General features: G+C 67.2%; 19 protein-coding genes. 13 read left to right on the plus strand and 6 right to left on the minus strand.

The window, feature by feature from the left end:
- Position 1 precedes the first annotated feature (1 nt).
- Positions 2-1,537, plus strand: coding sequence for a tRNA (N6-isopentenyl adenosine(37)-C2)-methylthiotransferase MiaB (gene miaB, locus ACZY0B_RS04640; protein ID WP_463762834.1), 1,536 nt, complete (start codon positions 2-4; stop codon positions 1,535-1,537).
- Positions 1,525-2,154, plus strand: a complete 630-nt coding sequence (locus tag ACZY0B_RS04645; protein ID WP_463762836.1) for an Rv2732c family membrane protein — start codon at positions 1,525-1,527, stop codon at positions 2,152-2,154. The genes miaB and ACZY0B_RS04645 overlap by 13 nt, the downstream gene beginning before the upstream one ends.
- Here the strand turns inward: ACZY0B_RS04645 and ACZY0B_RS04650 are convergent.
- Positions 2,151-3,479, minus strand: coding sequence for a DUF349 domain-containing protein (locus tag ACZY0B_RS04650; protein ID WP_463762838.1), 1,329 nt, complete (start codon positions 3,477-3,479; stop codon positions 2,151-2,153). The two genes, ACZY0B_RS04645 and ACZY0B_RS04650, sit on opposite strands and share 4 nt — an antisense overlap.
- A gap of 255 nt (positions 3,480-3,734) precedes the next feature.
- Between ACZY0B_RS04650 and ACZY0B_RS04655 the strand changes: the two genes are divergently transcribed.
- The gene (locus ACZY0B_RS04655; protein ID WP_463762840.1) at positions 3,735-4,637 is read left to right on the plus strand and encodes a DMT family transporter; all 903 of its coding nucleotides are present in this window, start codon (positions 3,735-3,737) and stop codon (positions 4,635-4,637) included.
- 128 nt (positions 4,638-4,765) lie between these two features.
- On the opposite strand, the gene ACZY0B_RS04660 is transcribed toward ACZY0B_RS04655, so the two are convergent.
- A complete protein-coding gene (locus ACZY0B_RS04660; protein ID WP_463762842.1) occupies positions 4,766-4,948 on the minus strand; it encodes a hypothetical protein in 183 nt (60 codons plus the stop codon).
- 155 nt (positions 4,949-5,103) lie between these two features.
- Here ACZY0B_RS04660 and ACZY0B_RS04665 point away from each other — a divergent pair, with 155 nt between their 5' ends.
- The 7 genes from ACZY0B_RS04665 (at position 5,104) to ACZY0B_RS04695 (ending at position 14,294) form a co-directional block, all read left to right on the plus strand.
- Positions 5,104-6,039, plus strand: a complete 936-nt coding sequence (locus tag ACZY0B_RS04665; RefSeq protein WP_463762844.1) for a DMT family transporter — start codon at positions 5,104-5,106, stop codon at positions 6,037-6,039.
- A 66-nt stretch (positions 6,040-6,105) separates the two neighbouring features.
- Complete coding sequence (locus ACZY0B_RS04670) at positions 6,106-6,801, plus strand: class III extradiol ring-cleavage dioxygenase family protein (RefSeq protein WP_463762845.1); 696 nt, start codon at positions 6,106-6,108, stop codon at positions 6,799-6,801.
- A complete protein-coding gene (gene miaA, locus ACZY0B_RS04675) occupies positions 6,798-7,739 on the plus strand; it encodes a tRNA (adenosine(37)-N6)-dimethylallyltransferase MiaA (RefSeq protein ID WP_463762847.1) in 942 nt (313 codons plus the stop codon). Before ACZY0B_RS04670 ends, miaA begins: the two co-directional genes overlap by 4 nt.
- A gap of 4 nt (positions 7,740-7,743) precedes the next feature.
- Entirely contained in the window at positions 7,744-8,610 is an 867-nt protein-coding gene (dapF, locus tag ACZY0B_RS04680; protein WP_463762849.1) for a diaminopimelate epimerase, read from the plus strand.
- A 45-nt stretch (positions 8,611-8,655) separates the two neighbouring features.
- Entirely contained in the window at positions 8,656-10,110 is a 1,455-nt protein-coding gene (hflX, locus tag ACZY0B_RS04685; RefSeq protein ID WP_463762851.1) for a GTPase HflX, read from the plus strand.
- Positions 10,111-10,208: 98 nt separating this feature from the next.
- Complete coding sequence (locus tag ACZY0B_RS04690; protein ID WP_463762853.1) at positions 10,209-11,369, plus strand: acyl-CoA dehydrogenase family protein; 1,161 nt, start codon at positions 10,209-10,211, stop codon at positions 11,367-11,369.
- 552 nt (positions 11,370-11,921) lie between these two features.
- Positions 11,922-14,294, plus strand: coding sequence for an LGFP repeat-containing protein (locus ACZY0B_RS04695; protein WP_463762930.1), 2,373 nt, complete (start codon positions 11,922-11,924; stop codon positions 14,292-14,294).
- An 18-nt stretch (positions 14,295-14,312) separates the two neighbouring features.
- Here ACZY0B_RS04695 and lexA read toward each other — a convergent pair whose 3' ends face one another.
- Entirely contained in the window at positions 14,313-15,014 is a 702-nt protein-coding gene (gene lexA, locus ACZY0B_RS04700) for a transcriptional repressor LexA (protein WP_463762854.1), read from the minus strand.
- Positions 15,015-15,328: 314 nt separating this feature from the next.
- On the opposite strand from lexA, the gene ACZY0B_RS04705 reads away from it, so the two are divergent.
- The 3 genes from ACZY0B_RS04705 (at position 15,329) to ACZY0B_RS04715 (ending at position 16,936) form a co-directional block, all read left to right on the plus strand.
- Positions 15,329-15,823 carry a LysM peptidoglycan-binding domain-containing protein gene (locus ACZY0B_RS04705; RefSeq protein WP_463762855.1) on the plus strand — a complete coding sequence of 165 codons (495 nt, stop codon included), beginning with the start codon at positions 15,329-15,331 and terminating at the stop codon, positions 15,821-15,823.
- 157 nt (positions 15,824-15,980) lie between these two features.
- Positions 15,981-16,445: a transcriptional regulator NrdR gene (nrdR, locus tag ACZY0B_RS04710; protein ID WP_463762857.1), complete on the plus strand. Its 465-nt coding sequence runs from the start codon at positions 15,981-15,983 to the stop codon at positions 16,443-16,445.
- A 5-nt stretch (positions 16,446-16,450) separates the two neighbouring features.
- The gene (locus tag ACZY0B_RS04715) at positions 16,451-16,936 is read left to right on the plus strand and encodes a peroxynitrite isomerase (protein ID WP_463762859.1); all 486 of its coding nucleotides are present in this window, start codon (positions 16,451-16,453) and stop codon (positions 16,934-16,936) included.
- A 34-nt stretch (positions 16,937-16,970) separates the two neighbouring features.
- Here the strand turns inward: ACZY0B_RS04715 and ACZY0B_RS04720 are convergent, their stop codons facing one another.
- The 3 genes from ACZY0B_RS04720 to ACZY0B_RS04730 are packed head-to-tail and all read right to left on the minus strand — an operon-like array spanning position 16,971 to position 19,732.
- Positions 16,971-17,657, minus strand: coding sequence for a PhzF family phenazine biosynthesis protein (locus ACZY0B_RS04720; RefSeq protein WP_463762861.1), 687 nt, complete (start codon positions 17,655-17,657; stop codon positions 16,971-16,973).
- A 33-nt stretch (positions 17,658-17,690) separates the two neighbouring features.
- Positions 17,691-18,722, minus strand: coding sequence for an alpha/beta fold hydrolase (locus tag ACZY0B_RS04725; RefSeq protein WP_463762863.1), 1,032 nt, complete (start codon positions 18,720-18,722; stop codon positions 17,691-17,693).
- 35 nt (positions 18,723-18,757) lie between these two features.
- The gene (locus tag ACZY0B_RS04730) at positions 18,758-19,732 is read right to left on the minus strand and encodes a proteasome assembly chaperone family protein (protein ID WP_463762865.1); all 975 of its coding nucleotides are present in this window, start codon (positions 19,730-19,732) and stop codon (positions 18,758-18,760) included.
- Positions 19,733-19,851 lie beyond the last annotated feature (119 nt).

Here is a 19,851-nt window from a genome sequence, read left to right on the forward strand (position 1 = left end):
CGTGACTTCGACAGTGACGCCAGACGCCGCGAGCCCCTCCGGGGCCGTGGCGGGGTCGGCGCGCACCTATCAAGTCCGCACCTACGGCTGCCAGATGAACGTCCACGACTCCGAGCGGCTGGCGGGCCTGCTCGAGGCGGCCGGCTACCAGCGCGCCGCCAAGGGCGCCGACGCGGATGTGGTGGTCTTCAACACCTGCGCGGTGCGCGAAAACGCCGACAACAAGCTGTACGGCAACATCAGCCACCTGGCCCCGCGCAAGCGCGACAACCCGGACATGCAGATCGCGGTCGGTGGCTGTCTGGCCCAGAAGGACCGAGACTCGTTGCTGCGCAAGGCCCCATGGGTCGATGTCGTGTTCGGCACGCACAACATCGGGTCGCTGCCCACGCTGCTGGACCGGGCCCGGCACAACAAAGTCGCCCAGGTGGAAATCGTCGAGGCGCTGCAGGAGTTTCCGTCGTCGCTGCCGAGCGCTCGCGAATCCGCTTACGCCGCTTGGGTTTCCATCTCCGTCGGCTGCAACAACAGCTGCACCTTCTGCATCGTCCCGTCGCTGCGGGGCAAAGAGGTCGACCGCAGCCCGGCGGACATCCTGACCGAGGTGCAATCGCTGGTGGACGACGGCGTGCTGGAAGTCACGCTGCTGGGCCAGAACGTCAACGCCTACGGGGTCTCGTTCGCCGACCGGGCATTGCCCCGCAACCGCGGCGCCTTCGCCGAGTTGCTGCGGGCCTGCGGGGATATCGACGGGCTGGAACGCGTGCGATTCACCTCGCCGCACCCGGCCGAGTTCACCGATGATGTCATCGAGGCGATGGCGCAGACGCCGAATGTCTGCCCCGCCCTGCATATGCCGCTGCAGTCGGGATCCGACCGGATGCTGCGGGCGATGCGGCGGTCTTACCGTGCCGACCGCTACCTCGGGATCATCGATCGGGTTCGCGCGGCCATGCCGCACGCGGCCATCACCACCGACCTCATCGTCGGGTTCCCCGGTGAGACCGAAGAAGACTTCGCCGCCACTCTCGATGTGGTGCGCCAGGCTCGGTTCGCGGCCGCGTTCACCTTCCAGTACTCCAAACGGCCCGGCACCCCCGCCGCTGAACTCGACGGACAGCTGCCCAAGGCCGTCGTACAGGAACGCTATGAGCGGCTGATCGAGGTGCAGGAGCAGATCTGCATGGAGGGCAACCGGGAGCTGATCGGCCAGAGGGTCGAATTGCTGGTCGCCACCGGCGAAGGACGTAAGGACGCTCGCACGGCCCGCATGACCGGTCGGGCCCGCGACGGCCGGCTGGTGCACTTCACCGCCGACACAGCGGTGCGGCCCGGCGACATCATCACCACGGCGGTCACCGAGGCCGCCCCGCACCACCTGATCGCCGACGCCGGCATCCTGACCCACCGGCGCACCCGGGCCGGTGACGCGCACGCCGCCGGACAACGCCCGCGCGGCATCGGTCTGGGCATGCCAGGCGTCGGGGCCGCCGTCGATCCCGCAGAAACCCCAGCACCCCTTGGATGTACCCGATGACGAAAGACCACACCGGCTTTGACGCCCTGCGTGCCGAGATCGAGGCCGCAGAACGCCGCGTAGCACGCGAGATCGATCCTGGCCCAAGGGGATTCGTCGTTGCGATACTTGTTTTCGTGCTGCTGGGCTCGTTCATCCTGCCGCACACCGGACATGTCCGCGGATGGGATGTGCTGTTCAGCAGTCACGGCGCCGGCGCCGCCGCCTTGTCCCTTCCCTCAAAGGTATTCTCTTGGCTGGCACTGGTTTTCGGTGTCGGTTTCTCGATGCTGGCATTGCTGACGCGTCGCTGGGCGCTGGCCTGGATCGCGCTGGCGGGCTCGTCGATAGCCAGCGCGGCCGGGCTCTTGGCGGTGTGGTCACGTCAGACCGTGGCGGCCGGTCATCCCGGCCCCGGCATCGGGCTGTTCGTGGCATGGATCACCGTGATTCTGTTGACGTTCCACTGGGCCCGTGTGGTGTGGTCGCGCACGATCGTGCAGCTCGCGGCCGAAGAGCAGCGCCGCCGCGTCAGTGCCGAGCAACATTCCAGGCCGCTGCTAGAGACCCTGGGCGATTCGGACACTCCCGAGAGCCCCGAGGACGGGGCGCCCGCGGACCAGGCCGACGGCCGCTAGGACTTGCGGGTCAGCGCGTCGGCGGCCGCTTGGGCCCACTGGCGCCATTGTTCGGCATTGGCTTGTGCCTCTTGGGCTTCTTTGGTCCGGCCGGCCGCGGTCGCCTTGCGGGCCTGCTGCTCGTAGTGCTCGGCGCGGGTCGCGAACTGTTCGGCCCGGGCCTGCGCCTCGGGGTCAGTCCAATTCGCTTCGCCGGCGTCGCGCACCTTCTTCTCGACGGCGCGCAGCCGTCGCTCCAGGTCGGCCGACCGCTCCCGGGGCACTTTGCCGATCGCCTCCCATTTGTCGGCGATCGAGCGCATTGCTGCCCTGGCGGCCTCGTGGTTGCTGGTGTCGATCTTCTCGGCCTCGGCCAGCAGCGCCTCCTTGGCCGAGGCGTTGGCGCGGAACTCCTGATCCTTCTCCGATGTCGCGGCGTTACGGGCGGTGAAGAACGCGTCCTGGGCGGCCTTGAAGCGTCGCCACAGGGCGTCGTCGACGTCCCGGTTCGCCCGCCCCGCCGCTTTCCATTCGGTCAGCAGCTTGCGGAATTCGGCGCTGGTGCCGGCCCAGTCCGTCGAATCGGACATCTCCTCGGCCCGCTCGCACAGGCTTTCCTTGGACTGCCGCACTCCCGCGCGCTCGCGGTCCAACTCGGCGAAATGTGAACCCCGCCGCCGGTTGAACGCCTCGCGGGCCGCCGAATAGCGCTTCCACAGCGCGTCGTCGACCTTGCGGTCCAGACCACTGATTGTCTTCCACTCATCGAGAATCTGGCGCATCCGGTCGCCGGCGACCTTCCAATGCGTCGAGTTGGTGGCCAGCTCCTCGGCCTCGGCGGCCAGCGCCTCCTTGCGGGCGGTCTGCGCGGCCCGGAGCTCGTCGCGGCGGGAGCGATCGGCGGCGACCGCGGCGTCGGCGTGCTCCACCAGGGTGGTCAGCCGGCCCGCCAGCGCGTCGATGTCGCCCAGCACGGAGGCCGTCGGCAACATCTCGGCAAGCGCGGAGGCGTTGGCCTTGATCTTGCGCGCATCGCCGCTCCCGGAGGCCAGCCGCTCCTCCATCAGTGTGACCTCGGTGCTGAGGTCGTCGAACCGCCGGCCGAAGTGGGCGAATGCGGCCTCACGGTCGCCGGCCTGCCAGGAGCCGATAACACGTTCGCCGGCCGAGCTGACCAGCCAGACCGTCCCGTCGTCGTCGACGCGTCCGTACTGGTGCGGATTGCTGGTCGGGGGCAACACCACCGGGTGGGCGCTGGGTCGCGGTGTCGGTCCAGGGCCAGGCCGCGGACCCGGGCGTGGTGTCGGCTTGGGCGCGTCGCTGGAGCGGGGCGCGTCATCGGTCATGCGCTCGTCACAATCTTCTACACCCTTTCGCGCGTTCGCTGTCCCGCGCACCTGCCGCGCGTAGCGGCACCCGTTCAGTCGGGAGACCTGCTGCCATCAACAGCTGCTCCTTCACCGATTCCACCAGTATTCAAGCAGCTTGACGGGCTGTATACCGCAACCTGATCGTCGTCGTCGAGACGGCCCGTTGTGAAACAGTGGTGCACGCAGCATCTTTACTCGAGAACCGCCCTCGACGTCGGAGAGAACCCGCACATGGACAAGCTCGATGTCGCCGCGTTGCTCGCGTTGACTTCCGCGCTGTGCGTCGCGATCGGCGACGTCCTGCAGCAACGCGCGACGCACCGGATTACCGACCCATCGCTTCGCCTGCCGCAGCTGTTCACCAAGCTGGCCCGCAATCAGCGGTGGCGATGGGGCGTGCTGATCCTGACCGGCAGCATCGCGCTGCAGGCGGCCGCGCTGGACCAGGGTTCGGTGCTGCTCGTGCAGGCGTTACTGGTGCTTTCGCTGCTATTCGCGCTGCCGATCAGCGCGAAATTGGCCCAGCGCCCGGTGAGCAGCCGGGAGTGGATCTGGGCTCTGGTGCTGACGGCCGCGGTGACTGTGATCGTCACGGTCGGCAACCCGCGGGCCGGTCATGCGAACGCCTCACTTCAGACCTGGGCCTACGTGGCGGCGGTGCTGGGGCCGCTACTGGTCGGGTCCATCGTGGCCGCCCGCATCTGGGGCGGCGCGCTGGCCGCGGTGCTGTTCGCCTTCGTCTCCGGTGCGCTGTGGGGGATCTTCGCGGTGCTCACCAAGGGTGTCGTCCATCGGCTCGGCGAAGGCGGATGGGCGGTCTTCACCAGTCCCGAGCTGTATGCCTGGCTTCTGGTCGCGTTCGGCGGTTTCGCGTGGGAGCAGTCGGCGTTTCGGGCCGGCGCACTGACGGCGTCCATGCCGACCCTGCAGGTGTCCCAGCCGGTGGTAGCGGCGTTGCTGGGTGTCGTCGTCCTCGGCGAGACGCTGAACACCGGCCGCGGCGGAATGGTCGTCCTTATCGCGGCCGCGTTGGTGGTAGCGGCGGCCACCGCCGAGCTCGCGCGCGTCGATGCCGTCGCGACCGGTAAGCGCATCGACGCGGCGCTCGCTGGCGCCGTCGAGCAACCGGCGTAGCTGCGCGCACCCGGCCGGATAACAGTTCAATTCCACCGTTGCTGGGGGCGTAGGGCGACGTCGCTGCGCCCGGTACCGTAACAGTGACAATTGGTGTTGTTGGTACTTGTGGGGCTACAGGGGGCACGTCAAGATAGCGAAGGTGCGGTCGGTGCGACGGCGGCTGTGGCCCGCGATGTGGCCGCCACGATCGTCGTCGAGCCACCGGTGTCACACAGCCGGTCGTCCGGCTGTGTGACACCATTGGGGGCGAGTTCGTCGGTCTTGTCGGGCGTCAGCAGCCAGCCACAGCCGTGCCACAGGCTGTTCATAGGTTCGTGAACTACTTATTGCGCAGGACCGTTTCTTGTTCGAGCAGCGCAGACAGTTTCACCGCGCACACAACGGAAACGGTTCCGAAACGGGTAGTGCATACCCGCCGCAGATGATGGGCCCACGGGTCCGCACACCGGGGAGGACGTCGCAGATGCAGAAAACAGAAATCGCGGTTCTTCTCGCACTGCTCGCCGCGTTCGCGTCGGCGCTGGGGAATGTCGTCCGTCAGCGTTCAGCGCAGGAGATCACCGACAAACCGGTAGGCCACCTCGAGCTCTTCCGGATGTCGGTGCGCGATTCGAAGTGGTGGCTGGGAGCGGGCGGAGCGATCGCCAATTACGTGCTGCAGGCCGCCGCGCTGACGCTGGGCTCTGTGATGCTGGTCACGGCACTGCAGGTGACGGCCCTGCTGTTTGCGCTGCCGATCTACGCGCGGATGACCCGGCGTGCGGTCACCCGCTGGGAATGGACCTGGGCATTGCTGCTGGCCGCCGCGTTGACCGTGGTGGTCGTCGTCGGCGATCCGGATCCCGGAGCGTCGCGCGGGTCGGTGGGAACCTGGGCGGTGGTGGCCCTGGTGATGGGCCCGGCGCTGGTGTTCTGCGTGCTGGGCGCGCGGATCTGGTCTGGCTCGGTGGCTGCGGTGCTGCTGGCCATCGTCGCCGGTTCGTCGTTGGCATTGTTCGCGGTGCTGACCAAAGCCGTTGTCCAGGTCGTCGGAAACGGCGTCGGCGCGTTGCTGCTGGCGCCGGAGTTCTACGCGTGGATAGCCGCCGCGCTGGCCGGCATGATCTTTCAGCAGTCGTCGTTCCGTGCCGGTTCGCTGACCGCCTCACTACCGACCTCCGTCGTGGCCAAGCCGGTGGTCGGTTCGATCCTTGGCATCGCCGTGCTGGGCGAGTACCTGGACTGCACCGGGCCGGCCAGGCTGGTGCTCGCCGCGGGGATCGTGGTGGTGGTCGTCGCGACGGTGGCTCTGGCCCGCGGTGAAGCCGCGACCATGTCGAGCAAGGTCGCCGAGAAACTCGCAAAAAAAGCGCTGCGGAAATCGGGAGAGATGCGGCTCGCCGAGGCCGAATGCAGCTGACCGTTTCGCCCGGACCGACTAGCTCGTTGGCCTAGCGGGCATCGACCCTTCGGTTACTTTGGTGGCGTGCTGAGCGCCATCGCAATCGTTCCCTCCACGCCGCTGCTCCTTCCCGAGCTCACCGGGGCAGTGGCTGCCGAGGTGGCCGACCTGGCCACTGCGGTATTGGCCGCGGCCGCCCTGCTGCCGTTGCGGTGGGTGGTGATCGGAACGGCCGGCGCCGACGACGTGCTGGGCCCCAACGGAATCGGCAGCTTTGCCGGCTACGGCGCCGACGTGCGGGTCCGGCTCTCGCCCCAGGGCGGCGAGCGCTCCGAGCCGGTGGCCGACTTCTCGCTCTGCGCGCTGATCGCCGGCTGGCTGCGTGGCCAGGCGAGGCCCGAGGCCAGCGCGCAGGTCCGCGTCTACCGCGACGGCCATGACGTCGACACCGCGCTGGGTCTGGGCAGGCGGCTGCGCGCCGAGATCGACCAAGCGCCCGATCCGGTCGGTGTGCTGGTCGTCGCCGACGGCGTGAACACCCTGACGCCAGGCGCGCCCGGCGGCTATGACCCCGGCAGCGTCGATGCGCAGCTGGCCCTCGACGACGCCCTGGCGCACGGCGACACCGACACTCTGACCCGGCTGCCGGAGCAGATCCTCGGACGGGTCGCCTTCCAGGTGATGGCGGGACTGACCGAGCCGGGGCCGCGCGCGGCCAAGGAGCTGTATCGAGGAGCGCCCTACGGTGTGGGGTACTTCGCCGGAGCCTGGCAGCCATGAGACCACTGGCGATTATCGGGCCCACCGGGACCGGCAAGTCGCAGCTGGCCCTCGACGTCGTCGAGCAACTCAGCGGCGAGGTGGGCGCGGAAATCGTCAACGCCGACGCGATGCAGCTCTACCGCGGCATGGACATCGGGACCGCCAAACTGCCGGTCGAAGCGCGCCGTGGCATCCCGCATCACCAGCTCGACGTCCTGAACGTCGTGCAGACCGCGACCGTCGCCCGTTATCAGCGGGCCGCCGTCGCCGATATCGAGGCGATCGCGGCCCGGGGCGCGGTGCCGGTGATCGTGGGCGGGTCGATGCTTTACGTCCAGTCGCTGCTCGACGATTGGTCGTTTCCCGCGACCGATCCCGCGGTGCGGGCGCGCTGGGAGCAGCGGCTCGCCGAGCTGGGGGTGGGCGAGCTGCACGCCGAGCTGGCCCGCCGCGACCCGGCCGCCGCCGCCGCGATCCTGCCCACCGATGGCCGCCGCACGGTGCGTGCGCTCGAGGTGGTCGAGCTCACCGGCCAGCCGTTCGCCGCGTCCGCGCCCCGCATCGGTGTCCCACGCTGGGGCACCGCTATCGTCGGATTAGACTGTGACACAACGATTCTCGACGAAAGGTTGGCCCGCCGCACCGCCACCATGTTCGAGCACGGCCTGGTCGACGAGGTCCGCGCGCTGCTGCTCGAGGGCCTGCGCGACGGCGTAACCGCGTCTCGCGCGCTCGGTTATGCGCAGGTGCTTGCCGCTCTTGACGGCGACGGCGGTGAAGCTTTGCGTGACGCGCAGGAGCAGACGTACTTCGGCACCCGGCGCTATGTGCGACGGCAACGGTCGTGGTTTCGCCGCGACCACCGGGTGCACTGGGTCGACGTGGGCGCCGCGACCGAGTCCGACCGCGCCCGCATCGTCGCGGACACCTTGCGGGCGTGGCGGCACGTACCCTGAACAGGTGATCTTTACCAAGGGCCACGGCACCCAGAACGACTTCGTGCTGCTGCCCGACGTCGACGCTGCGCTGTCGCTCACGGCGGGGCGGGTGGCTACGCTGTGCGACCGGCGCCGCGGATTGGGTGCCGACGGGGTGCTGCGGATTACCACCGCGGGTGCCGCCCTGGCGGTCGGCGTGCTCGATCGACTGCCCGACGGTGTTGGCGCGAGCGACTGGTACATGGACTACCGCAACGCCGACGGGTCCACCGCGCAAATGTGTGGCAACGGCGTGCGGGTGTTCGCGCATTACCTGCGCGTCAGCGGGTGCGAGTCCCGCGACGAGTTCGTCGTCGGGTCGCTGGCGGGGGCGCGGATGGTCAGCCTGCACCATGCCGACGCCACCAACGCCGACATCACCGTCGACATGGGCAAGGCCAACCGGCTGGGCGCCGGGGAGGCCGTCGTCGGCGGCAGGCGCTTGCGCGGGCTGGCGATCGACGTCGGGAATCCGCACCTGGCGTGCGTCGACCCACAGCTGAGCGACGACGAGCTCGCCGCGCTGGATGTCGGTGCGCCCGTGCACTTTGACCGTGCGCAGTTCCCGGAAGGCGTCAACGTCGAGGTGCTCACCGCGGCCGCCGACGGCGTGGTGCGGATGCGAGTCCACGAGCGCGGGGTGGGCGAAACCCGCTCGTGCGGAACCGGAACGGTCGCGGCCGCGGTGGCCGCGCTGGCTGACGCCGGGGCCGACACCGGCACGCTGACGGTCCGCATACCCGGCGGCGATGTCGTCGTCACCATCACCGACGCCACCAGCTACCTGCGCGGGCCGTCGGTGCTGGTGGCACATGGCGAGATCAGTGATGCCTGGTGGAGCGCGCAGTAATTCAGATGCATTGCCGCCCGCGACGTGCCACCATCGAAAGTGGCTATGACATTCCCTGATTCGCCCGACACGGGCTCCCTAAATTCGACGCCCAGCGTCGGCGAACTCGCCCTCGAAGACCGATCGGCACTGCGCCGCGTCGCCGGGCTGTCCACCGAACTCGCCGACGTCTCCGAGGTCGAATACCGGCAGCTGCGCCTGGAACGCGTCGTGCTGGTGGGGGTGTGGACCGAGGGCAGCGCGGCCGACAACCAGGCGAGCCTGGCCGAGCTGGCAGCCCTGGCCGAAACCGCCGGTTCGCAGGTGCTCGAAGGCCTCATCCAGCGCCGCGACAAGCCCGACCCGTCGACCTACATCGGCTCGGGCAAGGCGCAGGAGTTGCGCGAAGTGGTCCTGGCGACCGGCGCCGACACCGTCATCTGCGACGGCGAGCTGTCGCCGGCACAGCTGACCGCGCTGGAGAAGGCCGTCAAGGTCAAGGTCATCGACCGCACCGCGCTGATCCTCGACATCTTCGCCCAGCACGCCACCAGCCGCGAGGGCAAGGCGCAGGTGTCGCTGGCCCAGATGGAGTACATGCTGCCCCGGCTGCGCGGCTGGGGTGAGTCGATGTCCCGGCAGGCCGGTGGCCGCGCCGGCGGCAGCGGTGGAGGTGTGGGCCTGCGTGGTCCAGGTGAGACCAAGATCGAGACCGACCGGCGCCGTATCCGCGAGCGGATGTCCAAGCTGCGCCGCGAGATCAAGGACATGAAGCAGGCCCGCGACACCCAGCGCAGTCGCCGGCTGCACGCCGCCTTGCCGTCCATCGCGATCGTCGGCTACACCAACGCCGGCAAGTCCAGCCTGCTCAATGCGCTTACCGGGGCCGGGGTGCTGGTGCAGGACGCGCTGTTCGCCACCCTGGAGCCCACCACCCGCCGCGCCGAGTTCGACCCCGATAAAAGGGGGGCCCGGCCATTCGTACTCACCGACACCGTCGGCTTCGTGCGCCACCTGCCCACCCAGCTGGTCGAGGCATTCCGCTCGACGCTGGAGGAGGTCATCGACGCCGATCTGCTGGTGCATGTCGTGGATGGCTCCGACGTCAACCCGGTGGCCCAGATCAATGCGGTGCGCCAGGTGGTCTCCGAAGTCATCTCCGACCACCACGGCGATGCGCCGCCCGAGCTCCTGGTGGTGAACAAGATCGACGCCGCAAGCGATCTGATGGTGGCCAAGCTCCGGCACGGGCTGCCCGGTGCGGTGTTCGTCTCCGCGCGCACCGGCGACGGCATCGACGCGTTGCGGCGGCGGATGGCTGAGCTCGCTGCCCCCGTCGACACCGCCGTCGACGTGGTAATTCCCTACGACCGCGGCGACTTGGTGGCGCGCATGCACGCCGACGGTCGCGTCCAGCAGGCCGAGCACAACCCGGAGGGCACCCGGATCAAGGCCCGGGTTCCGGAGGCGCTGGCCGCGAGCCTGCGGCAATTCGCGGCCGCCGGCGACGAGGTCTCTTAGCAGCGAAGTGCCGCTAGGGCGGCCCGGGGCCAGCTGCCGACCAACCGTCTGGTTGGTATATGTTGGGCGGCAGAGTTCCCGTTGGCCGGAGGTTATTCATGAGCAGCGCAATCAGGTATCAGCGCACACTGTTTGAACCCGAGCACGAATTGTTCCGCGAGTCCTACCGCGCCTTTCTCGAGCGCCATGTCGCGCCGTACCACGACGAGTGGGAGAAGGCGAAAATCGTCGACCGCGGCGTCTGGCTCGAGGCCGGCAAGCAGGGATTCCTCGGCATGGCGGTGCCCGAAGAGTATGGCGGCGGCGGCAATGCCGACTTCCGCTACAACACGATCATCACCGAGGAAACCACCGCCGGACGTTACAGCGGGATCGGCTTCGGACTGCACAACGACATCGTCGCGCCGTATTTGCTGGAGCTGGCTAACGAAGAGCAGAAGCAACGCTGGTTGCCGAAGTTCTGCACCGGAGAACTGATCACCGCGATCGCCATGACCGAGCCGGGAACCGGCAGTGACTTGCAGGGCATCAAGACCCGTGCGGTCAAGCAGGGCGATCACTATGTGCTCAACGGCGCAAAAACGTTCATCACCAACGGAATCAACTCCGACCTGGTGATCGTGGTGGCCCAGACCGATCCGGAGAAGGGCTCGCAGGGCTTTTCGCTGCTCGTCGTCGAACGCGGCATGGAAGGCTTTGAGCGCGGCCGACATTTGGACAAGATCGGACTGGACGCGCAGGACACGGCGGAGTTGTCGTTCACCGACGTCAAGGTTCCGGCCGAGAACCTGCTGGGCGACGAGGGCAAGGGCTTCATCTACCTGATGCAGAACCTGCCGCAGGAACGCATCTCGATCGCCATCATGGCGGCCGCGGCGATGCAGCAGGTCCTCGAGCAGACACTGCAATACACCAAGGAGCGCAAAGCCTTTGGCAAGCCGATCGGCAGTTTCCAGAACAGCCGCTTCGTGCTGGCCGAGTTGGCGACCGAGGCCACCGTGGTGCGCATCATGGTCGACGAGTTCCTCCGGCTGCATCTGGACAAAAAGCTGACGGCCGAGCAAGCAGCAATGGCCAAGTGGTACTCCACCGAAAAGCAGGTGCACCTGATCGACCGTTGCCTGCAGCTGCACGGCGGCTACGGCTACATGCGCGAATACCCAGTCGCGCGTTCCTATCTCGACGCGCGGGTGCAGACGATCTATGGCGGCACAACCGAGATCATGAAGGAAATCATCGGGCGCGGCCTCGGCGTTTAATCGCGTGATCCCAACCCCGGTCGGCTGGCGTCGTCGGTGGTGACCAATCCTGCTGCCACGCAACAACGAATCGTGGACGGCCGTGCAAAGCGCGCGCGCATGGTGACACGCAAGCACAACTAGTCCGCTTACGCTCTGGTTGCTCGGGTGTACGGCAAAATGATTGCTGCCCATGAATTGCTTCTTTGCTCGAGCGGATAGCCGGCGAACTGATGGCGTCGCGTACCGTCAGCGCATGTGTTTCGGCTTCGTGGAGCGCCTAATCACTTGCCCGCGGCATGTAGGAAGGCACGATTGGTCGCGACACGATCGTCGTCCCGCATCATTTCGACATCAGAGCGGTATCCGTTCTCGTAATATTCGCGAATTGCCTTCGCATTTCTTGTTCGCTAGAGCAAAGTTATGCGGGCCCGGCGACAATGCGAACCCTGGTGGGTTCGTAACCCGCGTTCGGGGTACCAAACGCTCGCAGGGTCCGCAGGGCACGGGCATGGCCATACATACGGGCATATCCGTCGGCTGGGAGGCTTGGTGAACGGGAAGAGGGGTCAATTGCGCAGGCTCGCCGGGCGGGCGCTGATCAGCGTGGCGACCACAGCGTTGGCCGTCGTGCTGCTGGCACCTACCGCCTCAGCTTCTCCGATCGGCGACGCCGAAGCCGCCATCATGGCCGCGTGGGACAAGGCCGGCGGCGATACCTCACCGCTCGGCCATCGCAAGGGCGACGTCTACCCCGTGGCCGACGGCTTCGCGTGCGACTTCGACGGCGGCAAGTTTTACTTCACCACGGCCACCGGTGCGAAATTCGTGTACGGGCCGATCCTGGAAAAGTACGACATGCTCGGCGGCCCGGCCGGCAGCGATCTGGGATTTCCGACCATCAACGAGGTTCCCGGACTGGCGGGCCCCGACAGCCGCGTGGCGACGTTCTCGGCCAGCGACAAGCCGGTGATTTTCTGGACGCCCGATCATGGCGCGTTCGTCGTGCGCGGCGCCCTGAACGCCGCATGGGACAAACTCGGTAGCTCGGGCGGTGTGCTCGGCGCCCCGGTATCCGATGAGACTTACGACGGCGAGGTGTCCTCGCAGAAGTTCGGCGGCGGCCAGATCTCCTGGAACCGCAAAACCAAGGAATTCACGACTGAGCCGGCGGGATTGGCCGACCAGCTGAAAGGCCTGCAGGTAGCGATCGACCCCAGCGCGGCCATCAACATGGCCTGGCGCGCGGCCGGCGGCGTGAACGGCCCGCTGGGCGCCAAGCAGGGCGGCCAGTATCCGATCGGCGGCGACGGAATCGCCCAGAACTTCGCCGGCGGCAAGGTGTTCTTCAGCCCGGCGAACGGCGCGAACGCCCTCGAAAGCGACATTCTGGCGAAGTACGAGTCGGTGGGTGGCCCGGTCAGCAGCGACCTGGGTTTCCCGATCGCCAACGAGTCCGACGGCGGCGTCAGCCCCAACAGCCGGATCGCCACCTTCTCGGCAGCCGACAAGCCGGTCATCTTCTGGAGCTCTGACCATGGCGCCTTCGTCGTGCGCGGGGCGATGAAGGCCGCCTGGGACAAGCTGCGGGGTCCCACCGGAAAGCTGGGTGCCCCGGTCGGCGATCAGACCGTCGACGGGGACGTGATCTCGCAGAAGTTCACCGGCGGCAAGATCTCGTGGAACCGCGCAAAGAACACCTTCTCCACCGACCCGGCGAACCTGGCCCCGCTGTTGTCCGGCTTGCAGGTGTCGGGACAGAACCAGCCGAGCGGTTCGGCAATGCCGCCGCACGCCAAGAAGTGGTTCAGCTGGAGCTGGTGGTACCTGTTCGCCCTGGTCCCGCTGCTGGTTCTGGTGTTGCTGGCAGTATTTGTGGCGTTGCGGTGGCGCCGGCATCGCGCCGAGCGCGTCGCCGCGCCCTACGACTTCGATCGCGACGTCGACGTCGGCGGTTACGACGACCCGGGTGAGCCGCGCTGGGGGCCCGATTACGCCGACGCCTCGATCGAGCACTTGTCCTACGGCGACCTGCACGCACCGGAGCACCACGACGCCGACAACGCCCCGCGAGCCAGGTGGCCGCATTCGCCCGAAACGGCCGACCTGGACGAAGACGCCGAACCCGCGGCCGGGTACGACGACGAAACCGTATCCGAGGAGGAGTGGGATCAGTTAGGGGTCGACGACCAAGATCCCGACGCGGTCGACACCGATTCCATCCCCGTGGTGTCGGCGGACGATCTCGCCGAGGCCGGCTATGGCGATGAGGTTCCCGAAACCGCCTACCCGGACGCTGTCGAGGTGCCGGAGCGCGCTGATCCGGACGCTGAATACACCGATGCCGGCGTCCCGGAAGCCGCCTACCCAGACGCCGCCGAGGAAGACGTCGCGTATGCGGAGGCCGGCTATCCGGGGGTCGACGATGACCAGGCGGCCTATCCCGACATGGCCGTGCCGCACACCCCGCCGGACGCCCACCCCGACGCCTCCTATGCCGACGACGCTTTTGCCGACGACGCGTATGCCGACGACGCGGCGGAGTCCGCGTATCCCGATGTCGCCGTGCCGCACACGCCGCCGGATCTTGCCGGCGCGGGCGGCTCCGCGTCCGGCGCTGCCTCCGCCGCCGGCCTGGCCGCCGTGGTCGGCGCAGCAGCCGACGCCGCGCCGAGAGGCGGACGGCACGCAGCCGCGGATGCCGACGACGAGTCTGATTTCGAACCGACAGCCGCCCTCGCGGCACTAAGCCCGGCCGGGCGTCCGACGATCCACCTGCCGCTGGATGACCCGTATCAGATACCCGACGGTTATCCGATCAAGGCGAGCGCTCGCTTCGGCCTGTACTACACCCCGGACAGCGACCTCTACCACGACACGCTCGCCGAAGTCTTCCTGTCCAGTGAGGAAGCCGCGCTGGTCAACGGCTTCATCAAGGCCGACTAGACGCCGGACCTCGCGGCGCTAGACCTTGCGGATCACCGTGACGACCTTGCCGAGCACGGTCGCCTCATTGCCGGGGATGGGATCGAACGCCGGGTTGTGCGGCATCAGCCACACCTGACCACCCGCGCGCTTGAACGTCTTGACGGTGGCCTCACCGTCGAGCATGGCGGCGACGATGTCGCCGTTGTCGGCGACGTTTTGCTGCCGCACCACGACCCAGTCGCCGTCGCAGATCGCGGCTTCGACCATCGAGTCGCCGACCACTTTGAGCAGAAAGAGCGTGCCCTCGCCGACCAACTCGCGGGGGAGCGGGAAGACGTCCTCGACGGCTTCTTCGGCCAGGATCGGTCCACCGGCCGCGATGCGCCCGAGCACGGGGACGTAGGTGGGTTCCGGCAACGCGTCGGAGCCGGCGACCTCGGTGACCGCAGCGGCCGTCGCGATGTCGTCGGCACTGCGGACATCGACGGCCCGGGGGCGGTTGGGGTCGCGGCGCAGAAACCCTTTGCGCTCGAGGGTGCGCAATTGGTGAGCCACCGAGGACGTCGATGTCAGGCCGACGGCATCGCCGATCTCCCTGATGCTCGGCGGATATCCGCGGGTGGTCACCGATTCCCGGATGACGTTCAGGATGGTGCGTTGCCGCTGGGTAAGCGATGAATCCACGGAATGCAACCGGCCTTCGGGGCCGGCGGCTGAGGTGTTGTTGCTGTCGCTCATGGCACTGAATGTAGCCCCCTTGAAGCCGCGAATCAAACATGTGTTCGACTAGCGTGTCGCAATCCGGCGGACTTGGGCCTAAAGGCCCCAGGACTGGCCCCAAAGTCCCTAGGACTGGCGAATCACAAGTGTGTAACTTTCGAGAAGATCGGGTATTCGCGCGACATGACGGTACTAGCAACCCAGCAGTCCTGTCGGTGGCGTGGTCTAGCGTTTTGCTCGTGCGACACGCTTCGCTCAAATGTTCGGATTTCGAACACACGAGCGATACTGTCGAACACACGAGCGAGGATTAGTTGACCGGAGGAACGCACATGACGCTCATGCACACAGTCTCACCGCGGACCAGCAACGTGCGGCGCCCCAGCGATGGGTTCCTCGCGCGGCCTCGCTACGACCAGCAACGCGCGCAGCGGGCGCGCCGGTCCGTGCAGTCGCGGCCGGTCGGCGCCCCGATGCGCTACCGCGGTACCGGCGTAGCGATGTCGGCCGCGCCGCATCGCCGGCGTCCGGCCACGCTGGGGACGACGTTGGGCCTGGCCCTGATGGCCGGGATCATCACGCTCTGGCTGGGCCTGGTCGCGAATCTCGGTCAGCTCGCCAACGGGGACTCCGCCGCCGCGGCCGCTCCCGTACCGGACAGGCTGTCCGTCGTGCAGGTCGAGCCGGGCGAATCCCTCCAGGACGTCGCACACCGGGTGGCGCCCGAAGCGCCGGCCCGCCAGGTCGCCGACCGTATCCGCGAACTCAACAACCTGAACTCGCCGTCACTGGCCGCCGGCCAGACCCTGATCGCGCCGGTCGGCTGACGGCGCCGCGGCGTAGTTCCGAAAACCGCTCTACGCCAACGCTGCTCAGTTCTCGCGCTGGTATCAGCGCACGTGTCGCGGCTACATTAGCCCGGCGGGGAGCGCGCGGGTACGCTCGGAGTGTTCTGCGAGATGCCGGCACAGCGAAGGAGCGGTCATGCATTGTCCGTTCTGCCGACATCCCGATTCCCGGGTAATTGACTCGCGGGAAACCGATGAAGGCCAAGCCATTCGGCGCCGCCGGTCGTGCCCGGAGTGCGGGCGACGTTTCACCACGGTAGAAACCGCGGTGCTGGCCGTGGTCAAGCGCAGCGGAGTCACCGAGCCGTTCAGTCGCGAAAAGGTCGTCAAAGGGGTGCGCCGCGCGTGCCAGGGCCGTCAGGTGGACGAGGACGCGCTGAATCTGTTGGCCCAGCAGGTGGAAGACACCGTGCGTGCCGCCGGCTCGCCGGAGATTCCCAGTCACGAGGTGGGCCTGGCGATCCTCGGGCCGCTGCGTGACCTGGACGAGGTGGCGTACCTGCGCTTCGCGTCGGTATACCGGTCGTTTTCCTCGGCCGACGATTTCGAACGCGAGATCGCGGCGCTTCGCAAGCATCGCAAAGTAGCGACACCGAGCTGACCCGTATGCCTGGCGACTTGCATCCCGACCTCGAGGCGCTCGCGCCGCTGCTCGGCACCTGGGCCGGTCGTGGTGCGGGGGAATATCCGACAATCCAGCCCTTCGAGTATCTCGAAGAAGTTGTGTTTTCCCATGTGGGCAAGCCGTTCCTGGCCTATACGCAGAAGACCAAAGCGGTAGCCGACGGCAAACCGCTGCACGCCGAGACCGGTTACCTTCGGGTGCCGGAAGCCGGCCACGTCGAGCTGGTTCTGGCACACCCCAGCGGCGTCACCGAAATCGAGGTCGGCTCCTTTTCCGTGACCGGCGATGTCATTGACATCGAGCTGGCCACCACGTCGGTCGGATTGACGCCGACCGCCAAAGAGGTTTCCGCGCTTGGTCGTTCAATCCGCGTCGACGGTGACCAGCTTTCGTACTCGGTGCAGATGGGGGCGGTCGGGCAGCCCCTGCAGCATCATCTCGCCGCGGTGTTACAGCGACAGTCCTGAATTCCCGTCGGCTTTGGCATGCCCGGGTTATCGCTCAGTCCAGTTGTGTCACACCGTCGTTGACGACGCGCCCGGCCACGCAAACCCAACCCTCGGCACTCCACGTGGTTTCCAGCATCGATCCCTTGCCTTGGGTAATGCTCAGGTCGCGGCTCAGGTAGTCGGTGATCCGCATCGCCGCGGAGCCGGTCGCTTCGTCTTCGGGCACACCGAGATTCGCGGCGAACATCCGGGAACGCAGCGCCCCCGCGGACTCATCGATCCAAGCCCACAGGTAGTGCGCGGTGTCGTCGGGAAAATCGACCGGGTCGGCCGCGAGAAGCTGTTTGACGGAATCGAATTCGTGCACCGCGAACTCGGGAGCCCATTCAGCGCGTGCCGTGATGCGGGTGAGGTCGCCCTCGTAGTGCGCCTGCACAATGCCTGCCGGCACCTGCAGCGTGTTAATCGGTGTGCCGTTAGCCCGCAGCCACCACGACGCGCCAACGCACGGGTGCCCGGCGAACGGAATCCCGATGCGCGGGGTATAGATCTCGGCCCGTGCGGTGGCCGAGCCTGCGCTGGGGATCTCGACGAATACCGTTTCGCTGTAACCTAATTGGGCTGCCAGCTGTTGGCGATCGGCGGAAGCGACCTGTTTGGCATCGACCACGCCCAGTGGATTGCCGAACTTTCCTTCTTGGTCGGTGAAGACACGCAACACCGTCACTTCGATACCCATGGCCCGACTGTACGGGCCGGGTCAAAGCATTTATCAGGTGGCGCTTCGCTCGTCGGAACCCATCGCGTTGAGCACCGCGACCCGGGTGTCGGCCGGGCCGGTGAGCGTGCTTTCGCCGCGACCGGCGCGCAGCAACCCACGAAGCGCGCCCTGATCGTATTCGGCGGCCACGGTGGTGTCGATGAAGCGCTGGACGACGTCGATGAAGCGAGCCGGGTCGTCGTGGAAGGGAAAGTGGCCGGAGCCTTCGAAGATCTCCAGGCGCGAGCCGGGCATCGCGGCGTGCGCCATCCCTGCGTGCCGGACGGGAACCACCACATCTTTGGTGCCCCAGACGATCTGCACCGGGATGGCCTCGGTCAAATAACATCGATCCAGGAACGTGACGATCTGCCCGCGCCAGTCGACCACCGCCCGCAAGGTCCGGCTGAATGCCGATGACGCCGTTGGTTCCGGCAGGTCATCCAATATGCGCAGTACGTTCGGCAGATCGCGGCCCAGGCCGGTCGATCCGATCGCCAGGCCGGCAACTCGTCCCACCAGCTGAACTGCCGGCAGTACCAGGGGTAGCCGCAGCAATGCCAACGCCTCGCTACCCATCGGCAACGAGGCCAAGCGGAAGGCGACGTTGACGTCCTTGGTGACGCCACCCGCGGCGACCAGGATCAGCCGTTCGACCAAGTGCGGGAACTGGTAGGCGAATTGCATCGCCACCCCGCCGCCGAGCGAATGACCCACGATGGTCACGCGCTCGATATCGAGCACGGACAGCAAGTCGCGCATCCCGTTGGCGTAGCCCGCCACCGAGTAGTCGGCACGCGGCTTGTCGGACCGACCGTGTCCCAGGAGATCGGGAGCGATCACCGTGTACCGCTGAGCGAGCTTGGCCTGCACGGTATTCCAGGTCGTGGAGTTGTCGCCGATGCCGTGGATCAGCAGAATCGCAGGCCCGGAGCCGGCGATCCGGAACGCCCGCTTGTAGCCGTGGATGGTACGGAACTCGAGTCTGGGGGCGGTTACTTCGCGCACCGGGCGGAGATTGCTCTTGCGCTTGCGCTCAGTCATCTCGCCACCCTTGTTGTCGCAGCCGGCTCGGAGCGTTAAGCCGGGTCGTCGTCGTCGCGCTTCTTTTCCGCCTGCTGGGCTAGGAATCGCTCGAACTCGGCACCAAGCTCGTCGCCGCTAGGCAGGTCTTCGTCTCGTGTTAGTAACGACCTGTTTTCCTGAGCGTCGATGAAGGCATCGTACTGGCGCTCGAGTGCAGCCACCACTTGAGCCACTTCGGCACTCGCCTCGACCTGCTCGTCGATCTTGCCCCGGATCTCTGCTGCAGCCTCGGTCAGCGCCGACAGCGGCAGCTCCAGCGACCCGGTCTTCGCGACCTGCTCGAGTAGCGCCTGGGCGGCGGCGGGGTAGTCGGTCTGCGTCAGGTAGTGCGGCACGTGCACGGTGAAACCGACCACCTCATGCCCGTGCTGAGCCATCCGGTATTCGAGCAGGTTTGACGCACTGCCGGGGACCTGGATCTCCGAGATCCACGGCTGGAAATCGGTGATCAACTCGCGGTTGTTGGAGTGCGCCGTCAGCGTGATGGGCCGGGTGTGCGGAACCGCCATCGGAACGGTGCCCAGGCCGATGGTTTGGCGCACCCCCAACCGCTCGGCCAGCAGACGGACCGCGGTGATGAACCGCTCCCACTTGAGATCCGGTTCCATGCCCGCCAGCAGCAAAAACGGGTTACCGATGTTGTCGCGCAGCGCGTACAGGGTCAGCTCCGGGTCGTCGTAGTTGGTGAAGTGATCGGTCTTGAAAGTCATCAGCGGCCGTCGCGAGCGGTAGTCCAGCAATTCGTCGATCGCGAACGACGCGACCAGCTCGGTGTCCAGGGCGGCCTTCAGGTGGGTCGCGGCCAGCCGAATCGCATGGCCGGCGTCCGAGAAGCCCTCCAAAGCGTGCACCAGAACCGGTCCGCGGCCGTCCGATGTCACCAACTGGGGCGCCGGGAACTCCAGCTCATACATGCCGGGTTGTCCCGGCTGGTAGTAGAGATCGTCGTCTTTGTGCTCGTCGGACATCGGGTTTGCCTCCTCTCGGGGGTCTTTCCAGGGTGCCCTCACCAGTGTCCCCGAATCGACAGGCACCAATAGTCGAAACGGGATGACGCCCGAACGTAATCCAGCCGGAACAATTCTGG

It is taken from the genome of Mycobacterium sp. IDUB_19, from assembly GCF_055419445.1.